This window comes from Kocuria sp. CCUG 69068 (assembly GCF_020833785.1).
GTDB lineage: Bacteria > Actinomycetota > Actinomycetes > Actinomycetales > Micrococcaceae > Kocuria > Kocuria rosea.
Genome location: NZ_PDDL01000064.1, coordinates 1 through 21,167, shown reverse-complemented (window position 1 = coordinate 21,167; position 21,167 = coordinate 1). Strand labels below are relative to the sequence as shown.

The 21,167-nt window shown below is 72.1% G+C and carries 14 protein-coding genes and 1 pseudogene; 1 reads left to right on the top strand and 14 read right to left on the bottom strand.

The genetic code is table 11. The features are described 5' to 3' along the window. Positions 1–132 precede the first annotated feature (132 nt). The gene (locus CRM73_RS12505) at positions 133–954 is read right to left on the bottom strand and encodes a purine-nucleoside phosphorylase (protein ID WP_229587919.1); all 822 of its coding nucleotides are present in this window, start codon (positions 952–954) and stop codon (positions 133–135) included. 86 nt (positions 955–1,040) lie between these two features. Between CRM73_RS12505 and CRM73_RS12500 the strand changes: the two genes are divergently transcribed. Continuing rightward, positions 1,041–2,465: an NAD(P)H-quinone dehydrogenase gene (locus tag CRM73_RS12500; protein WP_095651389.1), complete on the top strand. Its 1,425-nt coding sequence runs from the start codon at positions 1,041–1,043 to the stop codon at positions 2,463–2,465. 80 nt (positions 2,466–2,545) lie between these two features. Here the strand turns inward: CRM73_RS12500 and CRM73_RS12495 are convergent, their stop codons facing one another. The 13 genes and pseudogenes from CRM73_RS12495 to CRM73_RS12435 all read right to left on the bottom strand — a co-directional run. Then, positions 2,546–3,958 (bottom strand): MFS transporter, encoded by a 1,413-nt coding sequence (locus CRM73_RS12495; RefSeq protein ID WP_035926473.1) that lies wholly within the window; start codon positions 3,956–3,958, stop codon positions 2,546–2,548. 187 nt (positions 3,959–4,145) lie between these two features. Continuing rightward, complete coding sequence (gene sbnB, locus CRM73_RS12490; RefSeq protein ID WP_052132900.1) at positions 4,146–5,225, bottom strand: 2,3-diaminopropionate biosynthesis protein SbnB; 1,080 nt, start codon at positions 5,223–5,225, stop codon at positions 4,146–4,148. Then, entirely contained in the window at positions 5,222–6,220 is a 999-nt protein-coding gene (locus CRM73_RS12485) for a TauD/TfdA family dioxygenase (RefSeq protein WP_095651390.1), read from the bottom strand. Before CRM73_RS12485 ends, sbnB begins: the two co-directional genes overlap by 4 nt. A gap of 20 nt (positions 6,221–6,240) precedes the next feature. Then, positions 6,241–8,784, bottom strand: coding sequence for an amino acid adenylation domain-containing protein (locus tag CRM73_RS12480; RefSeq protein ID WP_229587917.1), 2,544 nt, complete (start codon positions 8,782–8,784; stop codon positions 6,241–6,243). Next, positions 8,781–11,639: a Pls/PosA family non-ribosomal peptide synthetase gene (locus CRM73_RS12475; RefSeq protein ID WP_229587915.1), complete on the bottom strand. Its 2,859-nt coding sequence runs from the start codon at positions 11,637–11,639 to the stop codon at positions 8,781–8,783. Before CRM73_RS12475 ends, CRM73_RS12480 begins: the two co-directional genes overlap by 4 nt. Next, positions 11,636–12,709, bottom strand: a complete 1,074-nt coding sequence (sbnA, locus tag CRM73_RS12470) for a 2,3-diaminopropionate biosynthesis protein SbnA (RefSeq protein ID WP_035926464.1) — start codon at positions 12,707–12,709, stop codon at positions 11,636–11,638. Before sbnA ends, CRM73_RS12475 begins: the two co-directional genes overlap by 4 nt. 768 nt (positions 12,710–13,477) lie before the next feature. Beyond that, the gene (locus CRM73_RS19955; RefSeq protein WP_176475349.1) at positions 13,478–14,185 is read right to left on the bottom strand and encodes a 4'-phosphopantetheinyl transferase superfamily protein; all 708 of its coding nucleotides are present in this window, start codon (positions 14,183–14,185) and stop codon (positions 13,478–13,480) included. A gap of 10 nt (positions 14,186–14,195) precedes the next feature. Further along, on the bottom strand, positions 14,196–15,026 hold the full coding sequence (locus CRM73_RS12460) for a thioesterase II family protein (protein WP_095651394.1): 831 nt from the start codon (positions 15,024–15,026) through the stop codon (positions 14,196–14,198). A 19-nt stretch (positions 15,027–15,045) separates the two neighbouring features. Next, positions 15,046–16,839 carry a biotin carboxylase N-terminal domain-containing protein gene (locus CRM73_RS12455; RefSeq protein ID WP_052132896.1) on the bottom strand — a complete coding sequence of 598 codons (1,794 nt, stop codon included), beginning with the start codon at positions 16,837–16,839 and terminating at the stop codon, positions 15,046–15,048. Between the two features lie 143 nt (positions 16,840–16,982). Continuing rightward, positions 16,983–17,618: a nucleoside triphosphate pyrophosphatase gene (locus tag CRM73_RS12450; protein ID WP_229587913.1), complete on the bottom strand. Its 636-nt coding sequence runs from the start codon at positions 17,616–17,618 to the stop codon at positions 16,983–16,985. Positions 17,619–17,775: 157 nt separating this feature from the next. Beyond that, the gene (gene adhP / locus CRM73_RS12445; protein ID WP_017834229.1) at positions 17,776–18,849 is read right to left on the bottom strand and encodes an alcohol dehydrogenase AdhP; all 1,074 of its coding nucleotides are present in this window, start codon (positions 18,847–18,849) and stop codon (positions 17,776–17,778) included. A 52-nt stretch (positions 18,850–18,901) separates the two neighbouring features. Continuing rightward, the gene (locus CRM73_RS12440; protein ID WP_229587911.1) at positions 18,902–20,449 is read right to left on the bottom strand and encodes an aldehyde dehydrogenase family protein; all 1,548 of its coding nucleotides are present in this window, start codon (positions 20,447–20,449) and stop codon (positions 18,902–18,904) included. 142 nt (positions 20,450–20,591) lie between these two features. Beyond that, positions 20,592–21,167 (bottom strand): annotated as a pseudogene (locus tag CRM73_RS12435) (transcriptional regulator); the annotation flags it as partial.

Genomic DNA, 21,167 nt, shown 5'->3' with positions numbered 1-21,167 from the left:
GCGGCGCCCCACGCGCGCGCGGCGTCGAGCAGCTGCGGGTCGGTGCGGTGGGCGGTGGTCATGGCGCGGCCTCCTGGGGGCGTCCGGTGCGCCGGGGTGCCGGGCCGGGAACCCGTCCCGGCCCGGGGCCGGTCAGAGCTGGGCGACGATGCGGGCGAGCAGTCCGGAGATCCGGGCGCCCGCGGCGCGCCCGGCCTCGAGGACCTCCTCGTGGGAGAGCGGGGTCGCGGAGATCCCGGCCGCCTGGTTGGTCACGAGGGAGATCCCGAAGACCTCCATTCCGGCGTGCCGGGCAGCGATGGCCTCCAGGGCGGTCGACATCCCGACGAGGTCGGCCCCGAGCACCCCGGCCATCCGCACCTCCGCCGGCGTCTCGTAGTGCGGGCCGGGGAACTGCGCGTAGACCCCCTCGTCGAGGGTGGGGTCCACCCCGCGGGCCAGTTCCCGCAGCCGGGGGGAGTACAGGTCGGTGAGGTCCACGAACGTGGCGCCCTCGAGCGGGGAGCGGCCCGTGAGGTTGAGGTGGTCGCTGATGAGCACCGGGGTGCCGGGGCCCCAGGAGGGGTTCAGCCCGCCGCAGCCGTTGGTGAGGATCATGGTGCGCGCCCCGGCGGCGGCCGCGGTGCGCACGCCGTGGACCACGGGGCGCACGCCTCGGCCCTCGTAGTAGTGGGTGCGGGCGCCGATCACCAGCGCGTGCCGGCCCGCGGCGGTGCGCACGGAGCGCAGCGTGCCCACGTGGCCCTCGAGGGCGGGCGGAGTGAAGCCGGGGATCTCCGCGGCCGGGATCTCGGCGACGGTCTCGCCGAGCAGATCGGCGGCCTGGCCCCAGCCGGAGCCGAGGGTCAGGGCGATCTCGTGCGTGTCGACCCCGGTGGCCCGGCGGAGGGCGTCCGCGGCCTCCTGGGCGAGCTCGAAGGGGTCGGCCCGGTCAGCGCTGTGCTCTGTGTCCACCCGCCCCAAGCTACCGCATGGTCCCGAGCCGTCCGGTGCGGCCGGGCCGGTTCCGCCGCCGGAGCGGCACCTGCAAGAATGGCCGGGTGACTGCACACAGCGAATTCTCCATCCAGAAGCTCGTCATCATCGGGGGCGGTCCGGGCGGCTACGAGGCCGCCCTGGTCGCCGCCAGCCTCGGGGCGGATGTGACCATCGTCGAGCGCCAGGGCCTGGGCGGCTCCGCGGTGCTGACGGACGTGGTTCCCTCCAAGACGCTCATCGCCTCCGCCGACGCGATGACCCGCTTCGCCGAGGCCGCGGACCTGGGGGTGCACGTGCGCGGGGGCAGCAAGGACGGGGACGAGATCAACGACCTCGCCGTGGACCTGGAGAAGGTCAACACCCGTCTCCTGCGCCTCGCGGCGTCCCAGTCCCGGGACATCAAGCGCGGGCTCGAGCGGGTGGGGGTGCGCGTGATCGCGGGCACCGGCCGGCTGCTCAGCCCCACCTGCGTGCAGGTCACCACCGACGACGGGCTGGAGTACACCCTCGACGCGCAGGCCGTGCTGCTCGCCGTCGGGGCTTACCCCCGGGAGCTGCCGTCCGCGAAGCCGGACGGGGAGCGGATCTTCAACTGGAAGCAGGTCTACCACCTCACCGAGGTCCCCGAGCACATGATCGTGGTGGGCTCCGGCGTGACCGGCGCGGAGTTCGCCTCGGCCTACCGGGGCCTCGGGGCCGAGGTCACGCTCGTCTCCTCCCGGGACCAGGTGCTGCCCGGCGAGGACGAGGACGCCGCGGCCGTGCTCGAGAGCGTCTTCGAGCGCCGCGGCATGAACGTGCTCAGCCGCTCCCGCGCCGACTCGGTGGAGCGCAGCGAGAACGGGGTGGTCGTCACGCTCTCCGACGGGCGCAAGATCGCCGGCTCGCACTGCCTGGTCGCGGTCGGCGCGATCCCGGCCACCGACGACCTCGGGCTCGAGGAGGTCGGAGTGGCCCGCGCCGAGTCCGGGCACATCAAGGTGGACGGCGTCTCCCGCACCACCGTGCCGGGCGTCTACGCCGTGGGCGACTGCACGGGCGTGCTCCCGCTCGCCTCGGTGGCGGCCATGCAGGGCCGGATCGCCGTGGCGCACCTCATGGGCGACGCCGTCAAGCCGCTGCGCACCCACCTGGTGGCCTCCAACATCTTCACCTCCCCGGAGATCGCGTCCGTGGGCGTGAGCGAGAAGTCCATCGAGGACGGCACCTACCAGGCGGACACCATCATGCTGAAGCTCTCCACCAACCCGCGCGCCAAGATGATGGCGGTCGAGGACGGGTTCGTGAAGATCTTCTCCCGCAAGGGCTCCGGCACGGTGATCGGGGGAGTGGTGGTGGGTCCCCGCGCGTCCGAGCTAATCTTCCCGATCTCTCTGGCCGTCACCCACAAGCTGCACGTCGACGACCTCGCCGACACCTTCACGATCTACCCGTCCCTCACCGGGTCGATCTCGGAGGCGGCGCGGCGCCTGCACGTGCACGTCTGATCCCCGCCGGCACGCACAACGGCCGCATCCCCCGCTGCAGGGGATGCGGCCGTTGCGCGTGCGGCGCCGGCGGGAGCGGGTCAGCGGCGGGTGACGACGTTCTCCATGTCGACGTCCTTGGTCTCCGGGGAGAACCAGAGGGCCACGAGGGTCAGCACGGCGCCGAACGCCAGGTAGAGGCCGACGGAGCCCACGCCGTAGCTCGCGTTGAGGGTGACGGCCACGTACGGGGTGATGGCGGCACCGAGGATCGACGCCGTGTTGTACGCGACGCCGGAGCCGGTGTAGCGCACGTTCGTGGGGAACAGCTCGGGCAGGATCGCCGACATCGAGCCGAAGGTCAGGCCCATCAGGGTCATGCCGACCACGAGGAAGAACAGCACGCGGCCCGTGCTGACGTCCGCACCGGTGCCGACCGCGGCCGGGTCCATGAGCAGGCCGAAGCTCAGCCCGAAGAGCAGGATCACCGAGGTGATGACCAGCTGCGAGCTGCGCCGGCCGAAGCGGTCCGCGACCCACCCGGAGACGGGCACCATGGCGGCGAACAGCAGCACGGCGAGCAGCTGCAGCACCAGGAAGTCCCGGTAGGGGATGCCGAGGCCGCCGTTGGCGGGGCTGCCGATGCCGTAGGAGAGGATCCACGCGGTCATCAGGTAGAAGAGCATGTAGGTGGCGAGCATGATGAACGTGCCCTGGACCATCTGCAGCCACGAGCCCCGGAACGCCTCGACGAGCGGGGTCTGGACCTTCTGCCCCTGGTCCAGGGCCTTCTGGAAGACCGGGGTCTCCTCGAGCTTGAACCGCACGTACAGGCCGACGACCACCATCACCACGGACGCCAGGAACGGCACGCGCCAGCCCCAGGTGAGGAACGGGTGGTCGGTGCCCTGCTCGGCGACCGAGACGAAGCCCATCACGATGGTCAGCACCAGGAAGAAGCCGTTGGCCAGGATGAAGCCGAACGGGGCGCCGAGCTGCGGCCACATGGCGGCGCGCGCCCGCTTGCCCTCCTCGGCGTACTCGGTGGCCAGCAGGGCCGCGCCGGACCACTCGCCGCCCAGGCCCAGGCCCTGGCAGAAGCGCAGGATCGTCAGGATGAGCGGGGCCCAGATGCCGATCGAGTAGTAGGTGGGCAGCAAGCCGATGAGGAACGTGGCGACGCCCATGGTCAGCAGGGCGCCGATCAGGGTGGCCTTGCGGCCGATCCGGTCGCCGAAGTGCCCGAAGATCACGGAGCCGATCGGGCGGGCCACGAAGGCCGCGGCGAAGGTCGCCATGGAGGCGAGCAGCTTGGCCGTCTCGTCCTCGCCCGTGAAGAACAGGGCGGGGAACACGGCCACGGCCGCGGTGGCGTAGACGTAGAAGTCGTAGAACTCGATCGTGGTGCCCACGAGGGAGGCCAGGATCACCCGGCTGCGGGGCACGCGGTCGGACAGGGGGAGCGAGGGGGAGGACGCGCCGGCGGCGTCCTGCCCGGTCACCGGAGAGGACATGGGGAAACCTCGGTCGTAGCAGTGGGTGGGGACAAGATCCCGATAGTACGCCCGGCTGTCCGTATAGCGGGTGGCCCGTCTCACATCCTGGAACGACGACGAGGTCGGGGACGCGCTCGACGACGACGCCCCTCCCGGGTGTCGACCGGTCCGGCGGACCGGCCGGTCGACACCCGGGAGGCGGCCGTCACCCGTACCGACGCACCTCGTGGAAGAAGGAGTCGATGGTGTGCAGGCCGCCGGTGCCGGCGACCGTGTCGTAGACGTGCTTGCCCACCGCGAGGTCGAGAACGCCCAGGCCGAACGGCGAGAAGACCACGGTCCGGTCCGCCGGCACCTCCACGGTGCCGGTCATGACGTCGTACAGCGTGCCGGCGAGGAAGTCCCGCGAGCCGGTGAGCTGCTCGGTCAGGTGCACGGACGTCTGGGCCTTGAGGCAGTGCTCCACGTCGTCGACGATGTTCGTGGCGGCGAGGATGACCTCGGGCCCGAGGTCACGCAGCGAGATGTGGAGCACGAGCGGGTGGTGCTCGAACCACGACGGGTCGGTGACGTGCGGCTCTCCCGCCGTGGTCGCGAACACGACCAGGTCGCTCGAGCGGATCAGCGACTCGGCGTCCTCGTGGACGGTGACCGTGCTCTCGGGCGCGGAGCGCTCGAGGTAGCCGCGGAAGCCCTCGCAGCTGCCCGGCAGCAGGTCGAACACCCCCACCTCGTCGAAGCCCCAACCGGTGTCCGCCAGGAACGCGTGGACGAAGCGGGCGATGAGCCCGACGCCGAAGAAGCCCACCCGCGTGGGGCGCCCCCGCTCCCGGCTGAGCCAGTCCGCGGCCAGGGCCGCGGAGGCGGCGGTCCGGGAGGCGCTGATGATGGAGCTCTCCAGGCAGGCGAAAGGGTAGCCGGTGTCCGGATCGTTGAGGATCAGCACGGCGGAGGCCCTCGGGATGCCGAACTCCACGTTGGTGGGGAAGCTGGAGATCCACTTCAGGCCGTCCACGGCACGGGGTCCCCCCAGGGAGGCGGGCAGCGCGATGATCCGTCCGGTCGGGCGGTCCGGGAACCGCAGGAAGTACGACGGCGGGTTCACCGTCTGTCCGGCGCCGTGCAGCCGGTAGGTGTCCTCCACCAGCGCGACGATCTCGGCCCGGTGCCCCTGCAGCACCTGGTCGACCTCCGCGCCGGAGACGACCGCGAAGGACGGGATGGTCGGTTGCCGTCCGGGGGCGTCCTGCCGGTGGTCCGTGCCGGGTCCGCTTGTCAGTGTCATCGTCCCTCCTCCTCCGAGGCCGTGCCCTGCAGCGACACCGGGTCGCTCATGGCGACGAGGATCTCCCGCTCGCCCTCGTACGGTTCGCGGCTGTGCGCCGTCCGGACGTTGTCCACGAGCATCAGGTCGCCGGCGCGCCACGGTTCGCGCAGCGTGTGCGACTCGTAGATCTCGTTCAGCATGGCCACGACGTCCTCGCCGATGGGGTCGCCGTTGCCGAACGCCGTCGTGAACGGGAGGCCGTCCTCCTCGTACATGTCCACGAGGTACTCGCGGACCTCCGGGTCGATCGTCCACTCGCTGAGGAAGGCGACCTGGTTGAACCAGCAGCGCTCCCCGGTGACGGGGTGACGGACGATCGCGGCGCGGCGCTGACGCGTGCGCAGGCCGCCGTCGGGCTGCCACTCGAGCTCGATCCGGTTCTCCGCGCAGTAGCGTTCGACCGCGGCGCGGTCGTCCGTGCCGAAGGCGTCCGCGACGGAGGCGCCGATCTCGTCGTTGTAGTTGCGGATCAGCATCCAGCCGTCGCGCTCGAACCGCGCGACCAGGTCCGCGGGAAGGGCGCGCAGCACCGCCTGGGAGTCCGCGACACCGGTCACCCCGCCGGCGGCCGGGGCGGTGAGGCAGGCGAGGAGCAGCAGTCCGGGGGCGTGGAGCGTGTAGCTCAGCTCGTGGTGCATGCACATGGGTTGGTTCGCCGGCCAGGTGGCCGAGGAGTACACGCCGGGCGCATAGGAACTGCGGGCGGCGAAGGCCTCCCGCTCGGTCATCAGCTCCGGGCTGACGGCCCGGAACACGGCGGCGACCTGGTCGGGGTGGGACAGCCCGAGGCCGCGCACGAGGACGGCCCCGTGCCGGGCGACGGTCGCCCGCAGCGCGTCACGGTGCTGCTGGGCCCAGGACACCGGGTCGCCCGGCGGAGAGACCAGGGCGGTGGCCGGCGCACCCGGGCGCGCGTCGACGTCGAGCTCCGGAGGTGCGGAGGTGGCGGACATGGTGGTTCCTTCCGGTGGTATCACGGTTGGGCGGGTGAGCCGGCCGCGGCGGACCTGGAGTCCAGCTCCGTGGCGAGATCGGTGAGGACCGGGTGGCTGAGGAGGTCCTTGAGCGAGACCTTCCGGTCCAGGGCGATGGCGAGCCGGACGGCGGTGAGCGACGTGCCGCCGCGCTCGAAGAAGTGGTCACGGCGGTCGATCCCGTCCTCCGGCACGGCGAGCACGCGCGACCACGCCGCCGCCAGCCACTGCTCGGTGGGGGTGCGCGGAGGCTCGAGGGAGCGGCCCTCGGGCTCGGCGTCCGCCGCCAGCGCGGTGAGGCGCTTGCGGTCGATCTTGCCGTTGGCCGTCAGCGGGAGGGCCGGCTGCCACTGGAACACCTGCGGGACCATGTACCCGGGCAGCGACTGCGCCAGTCGCTCGCGCAGCGTGCCGGAGTCCAGCGGCTCGGGGGCGTGGTAGAAGGCGACCAGGTGCTTGCCCCGGTCCGGTCGCTCCGCCACGACGACCGCCCCGTCGCGGACTCCGGGAACCCGCAGGAGGGCGTTCTCGATGTCGCCGATCTCGATCCGGAACCCGGAGATCTTGACCTGGTTGTCCCGCCGGCCCAGGTACTCCAGCCTGCCGTCCGGCGACCAGCGACCGTAGTCACCCGCCCGGTAGAGCCGCGCGCCGTCCACATGGGGATCGGCGGAGTACACCTGTGCCGTCCGCTCCGGGTCGTTGACGTACCCGCGGCCCACGCACACTCCGGAGAAGGCGATCTCGCCCGGTGCTCCGAGCGGCACGAGCCGCTGCCGCTCGTCGAGGAGATGGATCCGCACGTTCGGGACCGGCCGGCCCAGCGGCACGTGATCGCCTGCCGGCGCGGCGCTCATCACCTCGTGGTTCGTGTCGTCCGAGGTCTCCGTCAGTCCGTAGGCGTTGACGAGCTTGACGTCGGGCAGCACGTCGAACCAGCGGCGGACCAGCTCCTGCTTCAGGGCCTCCCCGGTCGCCGAGACGCTGCGAAGACGGGGCAGGTCGCGTGGCCTGCCCTCCAGGTAGGCCACCACCGCGTCCAGGTACGAGGGGACGACCTGGAAGACCGCGACCTGGCCCTGTTCCACCGTGTCGACGAACCGCTCGACGTCGAGGATCCGGTCCTGGCCGACGATGAGGGTGCGGCCGCCGACGAGCAGGGCCGACACCAGCTGCCACAGGGAGATGTCGAAGCACTGGGGGGCGCTCTGGGCCACGACGTCGCCGGGGCCGATCCCCAGGTCCTCGATCTTGGCGTACAGGTGGTTCAGCATCCCGTCGTGCTCGCACATCGCGCCTTTCGGCTCACCCGTGGAGCCCGAGGTGAAGTAGATGTACGCGAGCTGGTCCGGACGCACCGCCAGGCCGAGGTCGTGGGTCGCGTGTCCTTCGGCCTCCACATCCTCGACGTGGAGCGTCGTCACGGCCGGCATCCCGGCGAGCGCCCCGTCCAGCGAGGTGGTGCTGCCCTCCTCGGTCAGCACCGTCCGGCACCCGGCCCGGGTGAGCGTCTTCGCGATCCGGTCGGAGGGGAAGTGCGGTTCGAGCGGCAGGTACGCGCCGCCGGCCTTGAGGATGCCGATGACGGCGGCCATCCACTCGAGGTTCCGCTCGGCGACGACCGCCACGACGTCCTCCGCCTGCAGGCCGCGCGCGAGCAGGGCGCGGGCGATCCGGTTGGCGCGGGCGTTGAGCTCGGCGTACGTCCACTGTCGCGTGTCCTGGACGGCCGCGAGGCGCTCGGGATGCTGCCGGACGCGATCCTCGAAGAGCTCGTGGAAGCGTCGCCGGGGCCGGGGCCGCACGGGCCCGGCCAGCTGCTCGAGCTGGAGGCGCCGCTCGTCCGGGGCGACCAGGTCGGCGTCCGCGGGCTCCGCCTCGGGGTCGGCGGTCAGGTGGCGGAGTGCGGTCAGGTGGTAGCCGGCGATCCGCAGGGCGGCACCGGCGTCGAGGACGTCCTGTCGGTAGCGCAGGCGGAGCACCTCGCCCCCGGTCACCTGCCGGGGGGAGACGCCGAGCACGACGCCCTCCGGCAGCTCGGCACCGGCGTCCTGGCCGGTGTCGAGGACCACCTCGTATCCCGCAGGAGCCGCCTGGTGCGGAGCCTGTCCCTGCCCGGACTGCCCGGACTGCCCGGACTGCCCGGACTGCTCGGCGCGGGCCTGGGTCTGCCTGACGTGCGCCTCGCGGATCAGGGCCCGCCAGGACGGCCGGCCCAGATCGAGGGTGCACGGCCAGGTGCCCGCCGCGTCCTTGCAGCCGGTGGTGATCTCCTGCTCGCCGGACAGGGCCTGGAGCACCCGCGCGTGGGCCGCCAGCCAGACCGAGTCCGGTGCCACCTCCCAGTCCCGGGCCAGGGACCGCACCGAGGTGCTCAGGTCCTCGGGCACCGCCACCTCGACCTGTGCCTGACCGGGCCGGCGGTCCTGTGTCCACCGCGGGATCTGCGTCGGTGCGGTCCTGGGGAGGGCGGGACGGCCGGGGGTCCGTTCCGTCGAGTGCTCCGCGACGGCCCTGCAGGTGAGCGCACGAGTGGTGGTCATGACAGGGGCCTTTCCAAGGCGACGGGGGACGTGGTGGCGGCACGGGCCTCGTCGGCCGGGTTGCCGCCCCACAGGGATCCCCGAGAGAGGGTGGTTCCCTTCATCACGAAGGAGTCGGTGGCGACGACGACGCCGTCCTCGACGGTCACGCCGTAGTGGACGAGTGCGGCGACGCCGAGCGTGACGTCGTCACCGATGACGTCCTGGTCGGACTTGAACATGCCGTCCTCCTGGGAGTGGCACTGGATGTTGGTCCCGGCGTTCAGCGTGCAGCGGGAGCCGATCGACACGAGGCTCCGCTCGGGGATCGAGCAGCCGTCGTCGAAGACCCGGCTCCCCATTCGCACGCCCAGCCGCCGCCAGACGAGCGGCTTGAACACCGTCCCGTTGAGCATGTTCAGGCGGAGGTTGACGATCTGCAGCTTCCAGTACCGCTCGTGCCACCAGAAGTACGGCTTGTAGATGGAGCAGAGCTGAGGTCGGAGTCCCCGGAACCGCGTCATGACGTTCTCGATCCCGATGGGGACCATCAGCCCGACCACGAGCAGCACGACGAACGACGCGGAGAAGGCCAGGACACCGAACCTGTCGGACAGCTCGAGGGCGGCGAACGCGGCCAGCACGGCCAGCGACGCGTTGAGCCACCGCACCAGCAGGAAGAGGGCCATCGTGCGCAGGTTGTGCTTGTTCTTTGCGGAGAGGGCCCGGTGGAAGCGGGCGGGGTCCGCATGCTCCTCGAGCGGGGCGTCCCGCAGGACCGAGCGGGGGATCTCGAACGCCGGTGACCCGAGCAGTCCCACGTCGCGGCGCACCGGGCCGTCGACGGGAACCATCACTTTGGTCGCGAGCAGACAGTTGTCCCCGGTCCTGGCCCCGGCCGGGTAGAGCACGAAGTTCCCGAGAAAGTTGTGCGCGCCGATCGTGACCGGACTGATCTTGAACGACGTCGCCGAGTAGTCGGTGTTCATGAACGACACCCCGTCGGCGATCATCGTGCCGGTGCCGATCGTCGACAGGTACGGGTTGTCGTGCTTGAACAGAGTGCCCAGGTTCGAGCCGGTCTGCTGCAGCAGGGGCTGCTGGTACCCGATGGCACGGGCGTAGTTCACGACGTAGGAGCTGTCACCGAAGAGGGTCCCGAGCACGGGGCTGTTGGTCATTCGCTCCACCGCTCGTTCCGCCGCGTGCCGCAGTCCGAACAGGGGATACACCGTGTCGGGCTTCAACAGGAGCTGGAGCGCCCGCGGGACGGTCGTCATGACGGCCAGCACCACGATCGTCCCTCCGAGGACGCCAACGCCGGCGAAGGCCACCGCGTCGGCGTAGAAGACCCAGTTGGTGAACGCGTGCGGTTGCGACTCCAGGAGCGCGGCCACGCGCGGGAAGGCCAGGACGACCAGGATCATCGTCAGTCCCAGCATGATGCGGCCCAGCGCGAGCGTGGCAACGAGCTGTGCCACGGCGTACACGGCCCGCCGCCACGGGCGGTAGGGCATGGCGTCGACCGTGTCGAAGGCGGTCTCCGTGCGCCGGCCCGGCGAACCGTGCCAGCGCTCGCCCCCGGGCACAGTCTGACCGGTGTACAGCGTGGACCGGTGGGCCAGCTGGGAACCGTCCCCCATCGTCGTGCCGATGTCCAGGACGCTGCCCTCGCCGACGATCACGTCCCGGCCCAGTGTCACGGCGCCGGTCTGGATGACTCCGCCGTGGGCCCGATAGCCGTTGGCGTACACGTCCTTGCGGATCACCGTCCCGTCCCCGATCGTGATCAGGTCGGTGCACACCGGCAGGTGAGTGGTCAGGATCGTCACGTTGCGCCCGACCTTGGCGCCCATGGCCCGCAGGTAGAGAGGGGTCAGCGGGGAACCGGTCATCAGGGCGAGGGGGCAGGTGCGCATGACGGTCTTGACCGTCCAGAACCGGAAGTAGGCCAGGCTCCAGATCCGGATCTCCCCGGACCGGAAGCGCCCGAGAAGGATCCACTTCGCCGCGACCGGCAGGATGCACAGCAGCAGGAACGTCGCGGCGCCGAGGGCGACCGACCGCAGGTAGAGCTCCCCGAAGCCCATCCCGTGGCCCACCCAGTGGTGGTTGCCCGGCCCCGCGGCCGGGAACACCCACAGGTATCCCACGACGGCGACTGCGCCGGCGAGCAGGCAGTAGCCGAGGTAGACGAGCACCTGCAGGACTCCACAGGTGACGTATTCCCACGTCCGGGCGTCCATGGGCGCCGGTGTCCCCGGCACGGAGGCCACGAGCGGATCCGGCTCCTGCGGCTGGTCCTGCTGCGCGGCGCCGCTCAGCGCCGCGGCGAGGGCCGAGACGCTCGGACTGCTGTAGACGTCCTTCATGGACACCGACGGCAGGTCCGGCTGCTTGCGCACCCGGGCGCAGAACCGCGCCATCACCAGGGAGTCCGCGCCCAGGTCGTCGAAGAAGTCGGCGTCCACCGGCACCCGGTCCACGCCCAGCACCCCGGTCAGCACCTCGGCCAGCCGGTCCTGCACCGACACTGTCAGCGGTGCCGCCGGGGCGAGAGCACCGACCAGCGAGGTGATCGTCGGGTGCTGGTAGATGTCCTTCATGGACACCGCCGGCAGGTCGGACTGCTTGCGCACCCGGGCGCAGAAGCGCGCCATCACCAGGGAGTCCGCGCCCAGGTCGGCGAAGAAGTCGGCGTCCACGGGGATGTCGTCCTGCTGCACCACCGAGGCGAGAAGATCCGCCAGCCGGCGCTCGAGCGGCAGGTCCGCGCCGGTCCTCTCGACGGCCGGTGCGGACGGTGGCTCGCGCCTGGTGGGGACCGAGATCGGGGGGAGGGGAGACGCCGGGGGGGCGTCGGCGAGCTTCTTCACTGCGAGAGACTCCTCGGGGAGGAGGTGGCCGCGGAACCGGTCACCGGTGTGGTTGCCGCCTGCCGACGCCATGACACCTGGTGGTGCGGTCGGCTCAGAGCGGCTGTCGAGTCGGAGCCGGCGAGCGCCTCGGCACCGAAGTGGTCGAGGACCCAGTCCCGCTGATAGATGGTGTCCAGGTAGGGGCGGCCCATGTCCGGGGAGATGGCCACCGCGGTGACGTCCTCGGCGTGGTGGTCCGCGAGCCACGTCATGGCGCCGTGGACGACGGTCCCGGTGGAGCCGCCGAGCAGGAACCCGCGCCCGGCCAGGCGGTGGCAGGTGCGCACCGTGTCCAGCTCCTCGACCATCACCACGTCGTCGATCAGGGACTCGTCGAGCTGGGGCGGCCGCACGCTCATGCCGAGCCCGGGGATCAGACGGGTGGCCGGCGGGCGACCGAAGGAGACCGAGCCGACGGCGTCCACCGCGACGATCCGGACGTCGGGCCGGTGCTCCTTGAAGTACCGCGCGCAGCCCATCAGCGTGCCCGTGGTCCCGGCCCCCACGAACAGCACCTCGAGCTCGGGGAACTGGGCCTCGATCTCGGGGGCGGTCCAGCGGTAGTGCGCTCCCCAGTTGCCGGGGCTGGTGTACTGGTTGAGCCAGACGTACCGCTCGTCGGACCTGCACAACTCCCGGACGTGGTTGAGCCGGGCGCCGAGGAAGCCGTCGACGGGGTCCGGCTCGGTGACCAGGTCGACGTGCGCCCCGAGCGACTCCATGAGCTGCCGGGTCGCGGGATTGCAGCGCGGGTCGATCACGCACACGAAGCTGTATCCCTTGCTGGCGGCGATCATGCTGAGTGCGACGCCGAGGTTCCCGGAGGAGGATTCCACGAGCACGGAGCCGGGGCCGACCCGTCCTTCCCGCTCGGCCCGCTCGACCATCTCCCTGGCGGGCTTGAGCTTGATCGAGCCGGCGAAGTTGAACCCCTCGATCTTCAGGTAGAGGTGGCGGCTCAGCACGCCCTCCAGATCGATGAACAGACTCTCCTCGTTGAACAGGTGCGGAGCCTTGATGATGGACATAGTGTTCCTCGTTCTCTCGCCGTGCGCTCGATCCGTGAGGAGGGCGCGGGGACGGCGTTCTGCATTCGGGTCGGCTCGTAGCTCGGCTGACGGGCACCGCAAGGACCCTCTTCTCGGCATGCCGGTCGACGAGGGCTCCGTCCTGCGGGGCGCGGTCCCGACGAATCGGTGCAACGCTGCGCTGTGAGCCCGGAGCGATCGACGGCTGTGAGTCCCCCACTCGCGGCAGGAGCCGCAGGACAGTGGTGCCAGCCGCGAAGGCGGCGGTCGTGACTGCTCAGGTGGTTCTTCTCATGGGTCTGTCCCATCCGGTGGAGAAGCGAGATCCGCTTCGCGACTGGTGCCGGCCGGTGGCGCGTTCCCCCGAACGCCCGTTGGGCCCTGTGTATGGTTCGACGTCACCAAAGCAATCCCAGGTCAGGGGGCCTCGACCAACATTTGCGAAGATGACGGACACGATTCGGACACGGCCCCGCTCGGGGTCCGGATGATCGCGGAACCGGCTCTCCTCGTCAGCGCGGGTATCCGGGTGCCGACAACGGCACGTGACGGATGATCCTGACGTGATGGAGTGCTGGGTCCGGAAGGTGCTCCGCTCCGGGATCTCGAGCAAGCACGGCACAGGGCGAGTGAGTTGTTCGCCGCTCCCGCCGGACCCTGTTCCCCGAAGGGGGCCCGACATGCTTCAAGGATGACCGACGGGTCGGACGCTGTAGTCGGCTTCCGGATGGAGAAATCCTGTCCACCCGTGGTTGTACGCGGTGACGATCACGGGACGCGGACGGTCAGCGCCGCCCGCGACTCCGCACGGTCCGGACCGGTGGCCGGCGGAAGAGCCAGGTCCAGGATCCGCCACCCGGCCACGGGCCGCCCCGGGACGGGGCCCGCCCCGACCTCGTCGACGGAGGGCTCGCGGAACAGGCCCGATCCCATGGCCTTGAGCAGGGACTCCTTGCGCGCCCACACCGTGGTCACGGCGGCCGGCCGGTCCGCGGCGGGCAGGGTCCGCAGGGCGATGATCTCGGCGGGGTGGAGCAGGGGGACCACCTGCTCGGCGGCGACCGGGTCCTGGAGGCGTTCGACGTCCACCCCCACCTCGCGCTCGGCGGTGGCCACGAGCACCTGGTCGCCGCTGTGCGAGAGGGAGAAGTGCAGGGCGTGGTCCTCGAGCCGCGGCTTGGGCCGGGACCCCACGGCGGGAACGGGCGGTCCCAGGCGCAGCGAGGCCGGGTCCGCGCCGGTGCGGGCGGCGAGCTCGTGGCGCAGCACGCAGTGGGCGACCACGAACCGCCGCCGGTCGCTCTCGTGGCGGAACGCCGCGGCCCGTTTCCGCTCGTCCTCGTCCAGGCAGTCCCGGACAGACTCCGCCCAGCCGATCAGCGGGGCCACGCGGGCGAGCACGACCCGCACGTCCGCGGGGGCGCCCGGCACCGGCAGCTCGACCGTGCCGGGCACGCTCGGCGGGAGCGTCGTCACGACGACGGGCTCACCGGGAGCGGCCGGGATCGGCGCACGCCTCGAGGTCCTCGAGCAGGCGGTGCCGGTTCTCCGCGAGCGGGTGGTGGCCGCCAGGGTACTCGCGCCGCTGCACGGCCCCCGTGCTGACGGGACGCCAGGCGTCCATGCCGGCGGCGTCCACCGTGTGGTCCTCGCTGCCGCGCAGCAGCAGCAGGGGCGCCCCGACCGGGGCGGGGAGCCGGTCGTGGGCCATCGAGACCAGCAGGTCCGCGCGCAGGGCTGGCAGTTGCAGGGCCAGCAGCTCGGGGTTCGCCAGCACCGCCTCGGGGGTGCCGCCGAGCCGCCGCAGCCACCGGGCGAGCGCCTCGTCCGCGCCCGGGTCCTGCGGGTCGAGCCCGGCCCGCAAATCGTCGACCCCGTCGTCCGCCGCGTCCACGGCGCCCGGGGCGGTCTTCGCGGAAAGCGCGAGCAGCGACACCCGGATCCCCTCCCGGTGCTCGAGGAGCGAGGCGAGCTCGGCCGCGACGGAGGCGCCCATGCTGTGGCCCAGGACCACGAGCGGGACGTCCGAGGCCGCCCACGGCGCGCCGGCGACGGCCTCGGCCGCCTCCGCGGCGAGGGCGGCGACCGAGGGCGCCGGCGGCTCCCGGAAGCGGCTCTCCCGGCCGGGGTACTGGACGCCGAGGACGTGCACGTCCTCGCGGACCAGGAACCGCCAGTACCCGGCGGCCGCGCCCGAGGGCGGGCAGCAGAGCACCCGCAGCCGCGGCGTCCGGGCGGGGGCGCCGCTGCGCAGCCGGTCCTGCGCGGAGAGGTCCACGAGGCAGCGCCCGGGGGCGCCGGTCGGTCGGGTGCTCATCGGGGCCGGGCCGCCCGCCTCAGGAGATGGTCGCCAGAACGGCGCCGGCGGAGACGGTGTCTCCGGGGCTCACGGACAGACCCGAGACCGTGCCCGACTTGTGGGCGGTCAGCGGCTGCTCCATCTTCATGGCCTCGAGCACCAGCACGAGATCGCCCTCGGCCACCTCGTCCCCGTTGTCCACCGCGATCTTCACGATGGTCCCCTGCATCGGGGAGCTCAGGCTGTCGCCGCTCGCCGCGGCGGTGCCGCCGCCGCGCGCGGAGCGGGACTTGCGGGGCTTGGCCGCGGCCCCGTTGGGCTTGGCCGTGCCGGGCAGGGCGGGCAGGACCACCTCGAGGCGCTTGCCGGAGACCTCGACGACGATCGCCTGGCGCTCCTCGGCCTCGGGCCCGGCCTGCGGGACGCCCTCGAAGGGCGGGATGGTGTTGTCGAACTCCGTCTCGATCCACCGCGTGTGCACGGAGAAGGGGGCGCCGTCCGCGGGGGCGAACGCGGGATCGGCGACGACGGCGCGGTGGAAGGGGACCACGGTGGGCATGCCCTCGATGCGCAGCTCCGCCAGCGCCCGGCGGGAGCGCTCGAGCGCCTGCTGCCGGGTGGCCCCGGTGACGATCAGCTTGGCGAGCATGGAGTCGAAGTTCCCGCCCACGGTCTCGCCGGCCTGCACACCGGAGTCCACGCGCACGCCGGGACCGCCGGGCAGGTCGAGGGCGGCGATGGTGCCGGGGGAGGGCATGAAGTGCCGTCCCGGGTCCTCGCCGTTGATGCGGAACTCGATCGAGTGGCCGCGGACCTCCGGGTCGTCGTAACCGAGGGCCTCGCCGCGGGCCAGCCGGAACTGCTCCCGCACCAGGTCGATGCCCGTGACCTCCTCGGACACCGGGTGCTCCACCTGCAGGCGGGTGTTGACCTCCAGGAACGTGATCGTGCCGTCCTGGCCCACCAGGAACTCGCACGTGCCCGCGCCCTGATAGCCGGCCTCGCGCAGGATCGCCTTCGAGGAGGCGTAGAGCAGGCGGTTCTGCTCCTCGGACAGGAACGGCGCCGGCGCCTCCTCCACGAGCTTCTGGTTGCGCCGCTGCAGGGAGCAGTCGCGGGTGGAGACGACCACCACGTTGCCGTGGGCGTCGGCCAGGCACTGGGTCTCGACGTGCCGCGGGGCGTCCAGGAAGCGCTCCACGAAGCAGTCGCCGCGGCCGAACGCCGCGGTGGCCTCGCGCACGGCGGACTCGTAGAGCTCCGGGATGTCGTCGCGGTTGCGGACCACCTTGATCCCGCGGCCGCCGCCGCCGAACGCGGCCTTGATGGCCAGGGGCAGCCCGTGCTCGTCGGCGAACGCGAGGACCTCCTCGGCGGAGCCGACCGGGTCGGTGGTGCCGGGGACCTGCGGGGCGCCGACCTTCTCCGCAATGTGGCGGGCGGCCACCTTGTCGCCGAGCTTGGCGATGGCCGCGGGCGGGGGCCCGATCCAGGTCAGCCCGGCCTCGAGCACGGCGAGGGCGAACTCGGCGTTCTCGGACAGGAAGCCGTAGCCGGGATGCACGGCGTCGGCGCCCGAGCGGGCGGCGACGTCGAGGATCTTGTCGATCACCAGGTACGAGTCCGCGGCGGTGGACCCGCCCAGCCCGTACGCCTCGTCCGCCGTGCGGGCGTGCAGGGCGTCCCGGTCCGGGTCGGCGTACACGGCCACGGAGGCGATGCCCTCGTCGCGGGCGGCGCGGATCACGCGCACCGCGATCTCGCCGCGGTTGGCGACGAGCACCTTGGTGATGGGGCGGATGGCGCCGTCCGCGGGGTTCTTACCGGTCACGTCTCACTCCTTGTCGAATCCTCCGATGCACTGTATTCCCCGTCGTGAGCAATCACCCAACCACCCGGCGGCGGACCGGAAATGCGACGCCGTTTCTGTAGGAGTCCTACAAAGCGCAGACCGGTCCCGGCGGGGAGCGGTCCTCAGCGGCCGGCGGTCCACAGCTGGGGCACACTGACGCCCGCCCGGCCGAGCAGCGTGCGCAGGGTGCTGAGGCTCAGGCCGACGACGGCGTGCACGTCGCCCTCCACCCGCTCCACGAACGCCGCGCCGAGCGAGTCGATGGTGAAGGACCCGGCCACCTCCAGGGGCTCGCCGGTGGCCACGTAGGCCGCGACCTCGTCGTCGGACATCCGCGCGAAGAACACCTCGGCGCTGGCGGGCGCGCCGCCGCTCCAGCCGGTCCCGCCGTCCGCCGGGCTCCGCGTGTCCACGAGCCAGTGGCCCGTGTGGAGCACCCCCGAGCGCCCGCGCATGGCCCGGATCCGGGCGGTCGCCGTCGCGGCGTCCAGGGGCTTGCCGTGCACCTCGCCGTCGAGCTCGAAGACCGAGTCGCAGCCCACCACGAGGGCGCCGGCGGCCTCGGGCAGCGCCGCCACGGCCTCCGCCTTGACCCGGGCCAGGACCATCGCGGTCTCCTCGGCGCCGGTCACCCCGCGCTCCCGGACCACGGCGTCCTCGTCCACGTCGGAGACGAGCCGGTCGTGGCCGATCCCGGCGTCGGCCAGCAGCTTGGTGCGGGCGGGGGAGCGGGAGGCGAGGACGAGGCGGGGAGTCACCGTCCCAGGATACGCAGGCCGTGCGCGCGAGGGCCGCGCTGCGCCCCTCGCCCACGCGCGAGGGGCCGCGTCCTGCTGATGAGACGTTCTCCCACCGACAGGACGCGACCCCTCACGATCGCCCGGGACGGGACGCGACACCTCGCGTCCGCCCGGATCAGTACTCGACGACCACGCGGCCCTCGATCTTGCCCTTCTCCATCTCGTCGAGGATCGCGTTGACGTCCTCGAGCGGACGGGTGCTGTAGGTCGGGTGGATCAGACCGCGAGCGTAGAAGTCGAGGGCCTCGACCATGTCCTGGCGCGTGCCCACGATGGAGCCGCGGATGGTCAGGCCCTTGAGCACGATGTCGAAGATCGGCGCCGGGAAGTCCCCGGGCGGCAGGCCGTTGAACACGATCGTCCCGCCGCGGCGGACCATGCCGATCGCCTGGCCGAACGCGGCCGGGTGCACGGCGGTCACCAGCACGGCGTCCGCACCGCCCGGGATCTGCGCGAGCACGGCCTCGGCCGGGTCCTCCGCGAACGCGTTGACGGTGATCTCCGCGCCGTGCTTGCGGGCGAGGGCCAGCTTGTCGTCGGCGACGTCGACCGCCGCGACCCGCAGGCCCATGGCCACCGCGTACTGCACGGCCAGGTGCCCCAGGCCGCCGATGCCCGAGATCACCACCCACTCCCCGGGCCGCGCCTCGGTCATCTTCAGGCCCTTGTAGACGGTGACACCGGCGCACAGCACCGGCGCCACCTCGTACGGGTCGGCGCCCGCGGGGATCTGCGCGGCGAAGCGGGCGTCGACCAGCATGTACTGGCCGAAGGACCCGTCGATGCTGTAGCCGCCGTTGACCTGCTCCTCGCACAGCGTCTCCCAGCCGGTGCGGCAGTTGCGGCAGTGCCCGCACGCCGAGGCCAGCCAGGCGTTGCCCACGAGGTCGCCCTCCTGCACCTCCGTGACCCCCGGGCCGAGAGCCACGACCGTGCCCACGCCCTCGTGGCCCGGGACGAAGGGCGGGGTGGGCTGGACCGGCCAGTCGCCGTGGGCGGCGTGCAGGTCGGTGTGGCACACACCGGTCGAGATCAGCTTGACGAGGACCTGGCCGGGGCCGGGCTCGGGGACCGGGAGGTCCTTGACCTCGAGGGGCTGCCCGAAGGCGGTGACGACGGCGGCGGTCATGGTGCCGGGGACCGCGGTGGCCGCGGACTCCTGGACGGTCGGGGCTTGCTGGGCGTTCATGGTGCTCCTCCTGGAACGGGCGGACGATCGGGACGGGACGGGTGAGGGCGGTTTAGAAGAAGCCCTGGGCGTCCTCGGAGTAGGAGACCAGCAGGTTCTTGGTCTGCTGGTAGTGGTCCAGCATCATGAGGTGGTTCTCGCGGCCGATGCCGGAGGACTTGTAGCCGCCGAACGCGGAGTGGGCGGGGTAGTTGTGGTACTGGTTCACCCACACGCGCCCGGCCTGGATGTCGCGGCCGGCGCGGTAGGCCAGGTTGCCGTTGCGGGCCCAGACCCCGGCGCCTAGGCCGTAGAGGGTGTCGTTGGCGGTGGCCATGGCGTCGGCGTAGTCGGTGAAGCGGGTGACCGACAGGACGGGCCCGAAGATCTCCTCCTGGAAGATGCGCATCGAGTTCTCGCCCTCGAACACCGTGGGGGAGACGTAGAAGCCCTCGGCGAGGTCCCCGTCCAGGACGTTGCGCTCGCCGCCCACGAGGACCTTCGCGCCCTCCTGCTTGCCGATGTCGATGTAGGAGAGGATCTTCTGCAGCTGGTCGTTGGAGGCCTGCGCCCCGACCTGGGTGTCGAGGTCCAGGGGGTTGCCCTGGACCATGCCCTTGACCCGCTCGACGCCGTCGGCGAGCAGCCGGTCGTAGATCGAGCCCTGGATCAGGGCCCGCGAGGGGCAGGTGCAGACCTCGCCCTGGTTGAGGGCGAAGAACGCGAAGCCCTCCAGCGCCTTGTCGTAGAAGGAGTCCTGGGCCGCGGCGACGTCCTCGAAGAAGATGTTCGGGGACTTCCCGCCGAGCTCGAGGGTCACCGGGATGATGTTCTGGGACGCGTACTGCATGATCAGCCGGCCGGTGGTGGTCTCGCCGGTGAAGGCGATCTTGCGGATCCGGGGGCTGGAGGCCAGCGGCTTGCCGGCCTCCACGCCGAAGCCGTTGACCACGTTGACCACGCCCGGGGGCAGGATGTCCGCGAGCAGCTCCATGAGCACCATGATCGAGGCCGGGGTCTGCTCGGCCGACTTGAGCACCACGGCGTTGCCCGCGGCCAGGGCCGGGGCGAGCTTCCACACGCCCATGAGGATCGGGAAGTTCCAGGGGATGATCTGGCCGACCACGCCGAGGGGCTCGTGGAAGTGGTAGGACGTGGTGTTGTCGTCGAGCTGGGAGAGGGTGCCCTCCTGGGCGCGGATGGCCCCGGCGAAGTAGCGGAAGTGGTCGATGGCCAGGGCGATGTCCGCGTTGATGGTCTCGCGCACGGGCTTGCCGTTGTCCCAGGTCTCGGCCACGGCCAGCATCTCGAGGTTCTGCTCCATCCGGTCGGCCACCCGGTGCAGCACGAGGGCCCGCTCGGCGACCGGGGTCTTGCCCCAGGCCGGGGCGGCGGCCCACGCGGCGTCGAGCGCGGCGTCGATGTCCTCGGCGGTGCCGCGGGCCACCTCCGTGAAGGGCTTGCCGTTGACCGGGGAGATGTTCTCGAAGTACTGGCCCTTGACCGGGGCCACCCACTGTCCGCCGATCCAGTGCTCGTAGCGGGGCTTGAAGGTGACCTTCGAGCCCTCGGTGCCCGGCTGCGCGTAGACGGTGGTGAGGGACTGGGTTTCAACGCTCATGGTGACCTGCTCCTGGTGCGTGACGGTGCGAGTGGCACGGGTGCGGACCGCCTCGTCCGCACCATCGTGTGATGCGGATCACGCTACGGGGGGTCACGTTGCACGCACGTTGCACGCACGGTGCGGCGGGCTCCGTGGCCGGTCAGCGGCGCAGCCGCTCCAGCTCGAGCACGGCCTCGGCGCGGGCGGGGGAGCGGGCCGGCAGGAGGCGCAGCAGCAGCGCCCACGCCTCGGCGTCGTCGGCGGCCTCCGGCAGGGTGAGGTACTCGCGCACGGCTTCGGCCGAGCCGTCGGTCAGGACGGCCTCGCGCAGGAGCCCGGTGAGGCGGTGGCGCAGGGCCACGAGGGACGGCGCCTCGGAGTGGGGCAGCAGCGCCCCGGTGTACTCGCGCAGCGCCCGGCGGTGCGAGCCCCGGGCGAGCAGCTCGAGCACCCGGCCCGCGTCCGAGGGCAGCGGGGTCTCGAGCCGGTAGGGGCGGGAGGCGATCGCCGGCCCGCCCCGGGACTCGAGCAGCCGGCGCAGCCGCAGCACCTCGGCGCGCACCGTGGTCTCCTGCGCCCGGCCGGCCCACAGCTGCTCCGACAGCTCCGCGGTGCACAGGCCGTTGCCGGCGCGGGACAGGGCCAGGAGGATCTCGGCGTGGCGCTCGGTGAGCTCCAGCGCCTGACCGTCCAGCACCAGCGCCGGCGGGGCGTCGCCGAGCACGCGCAGGAACGC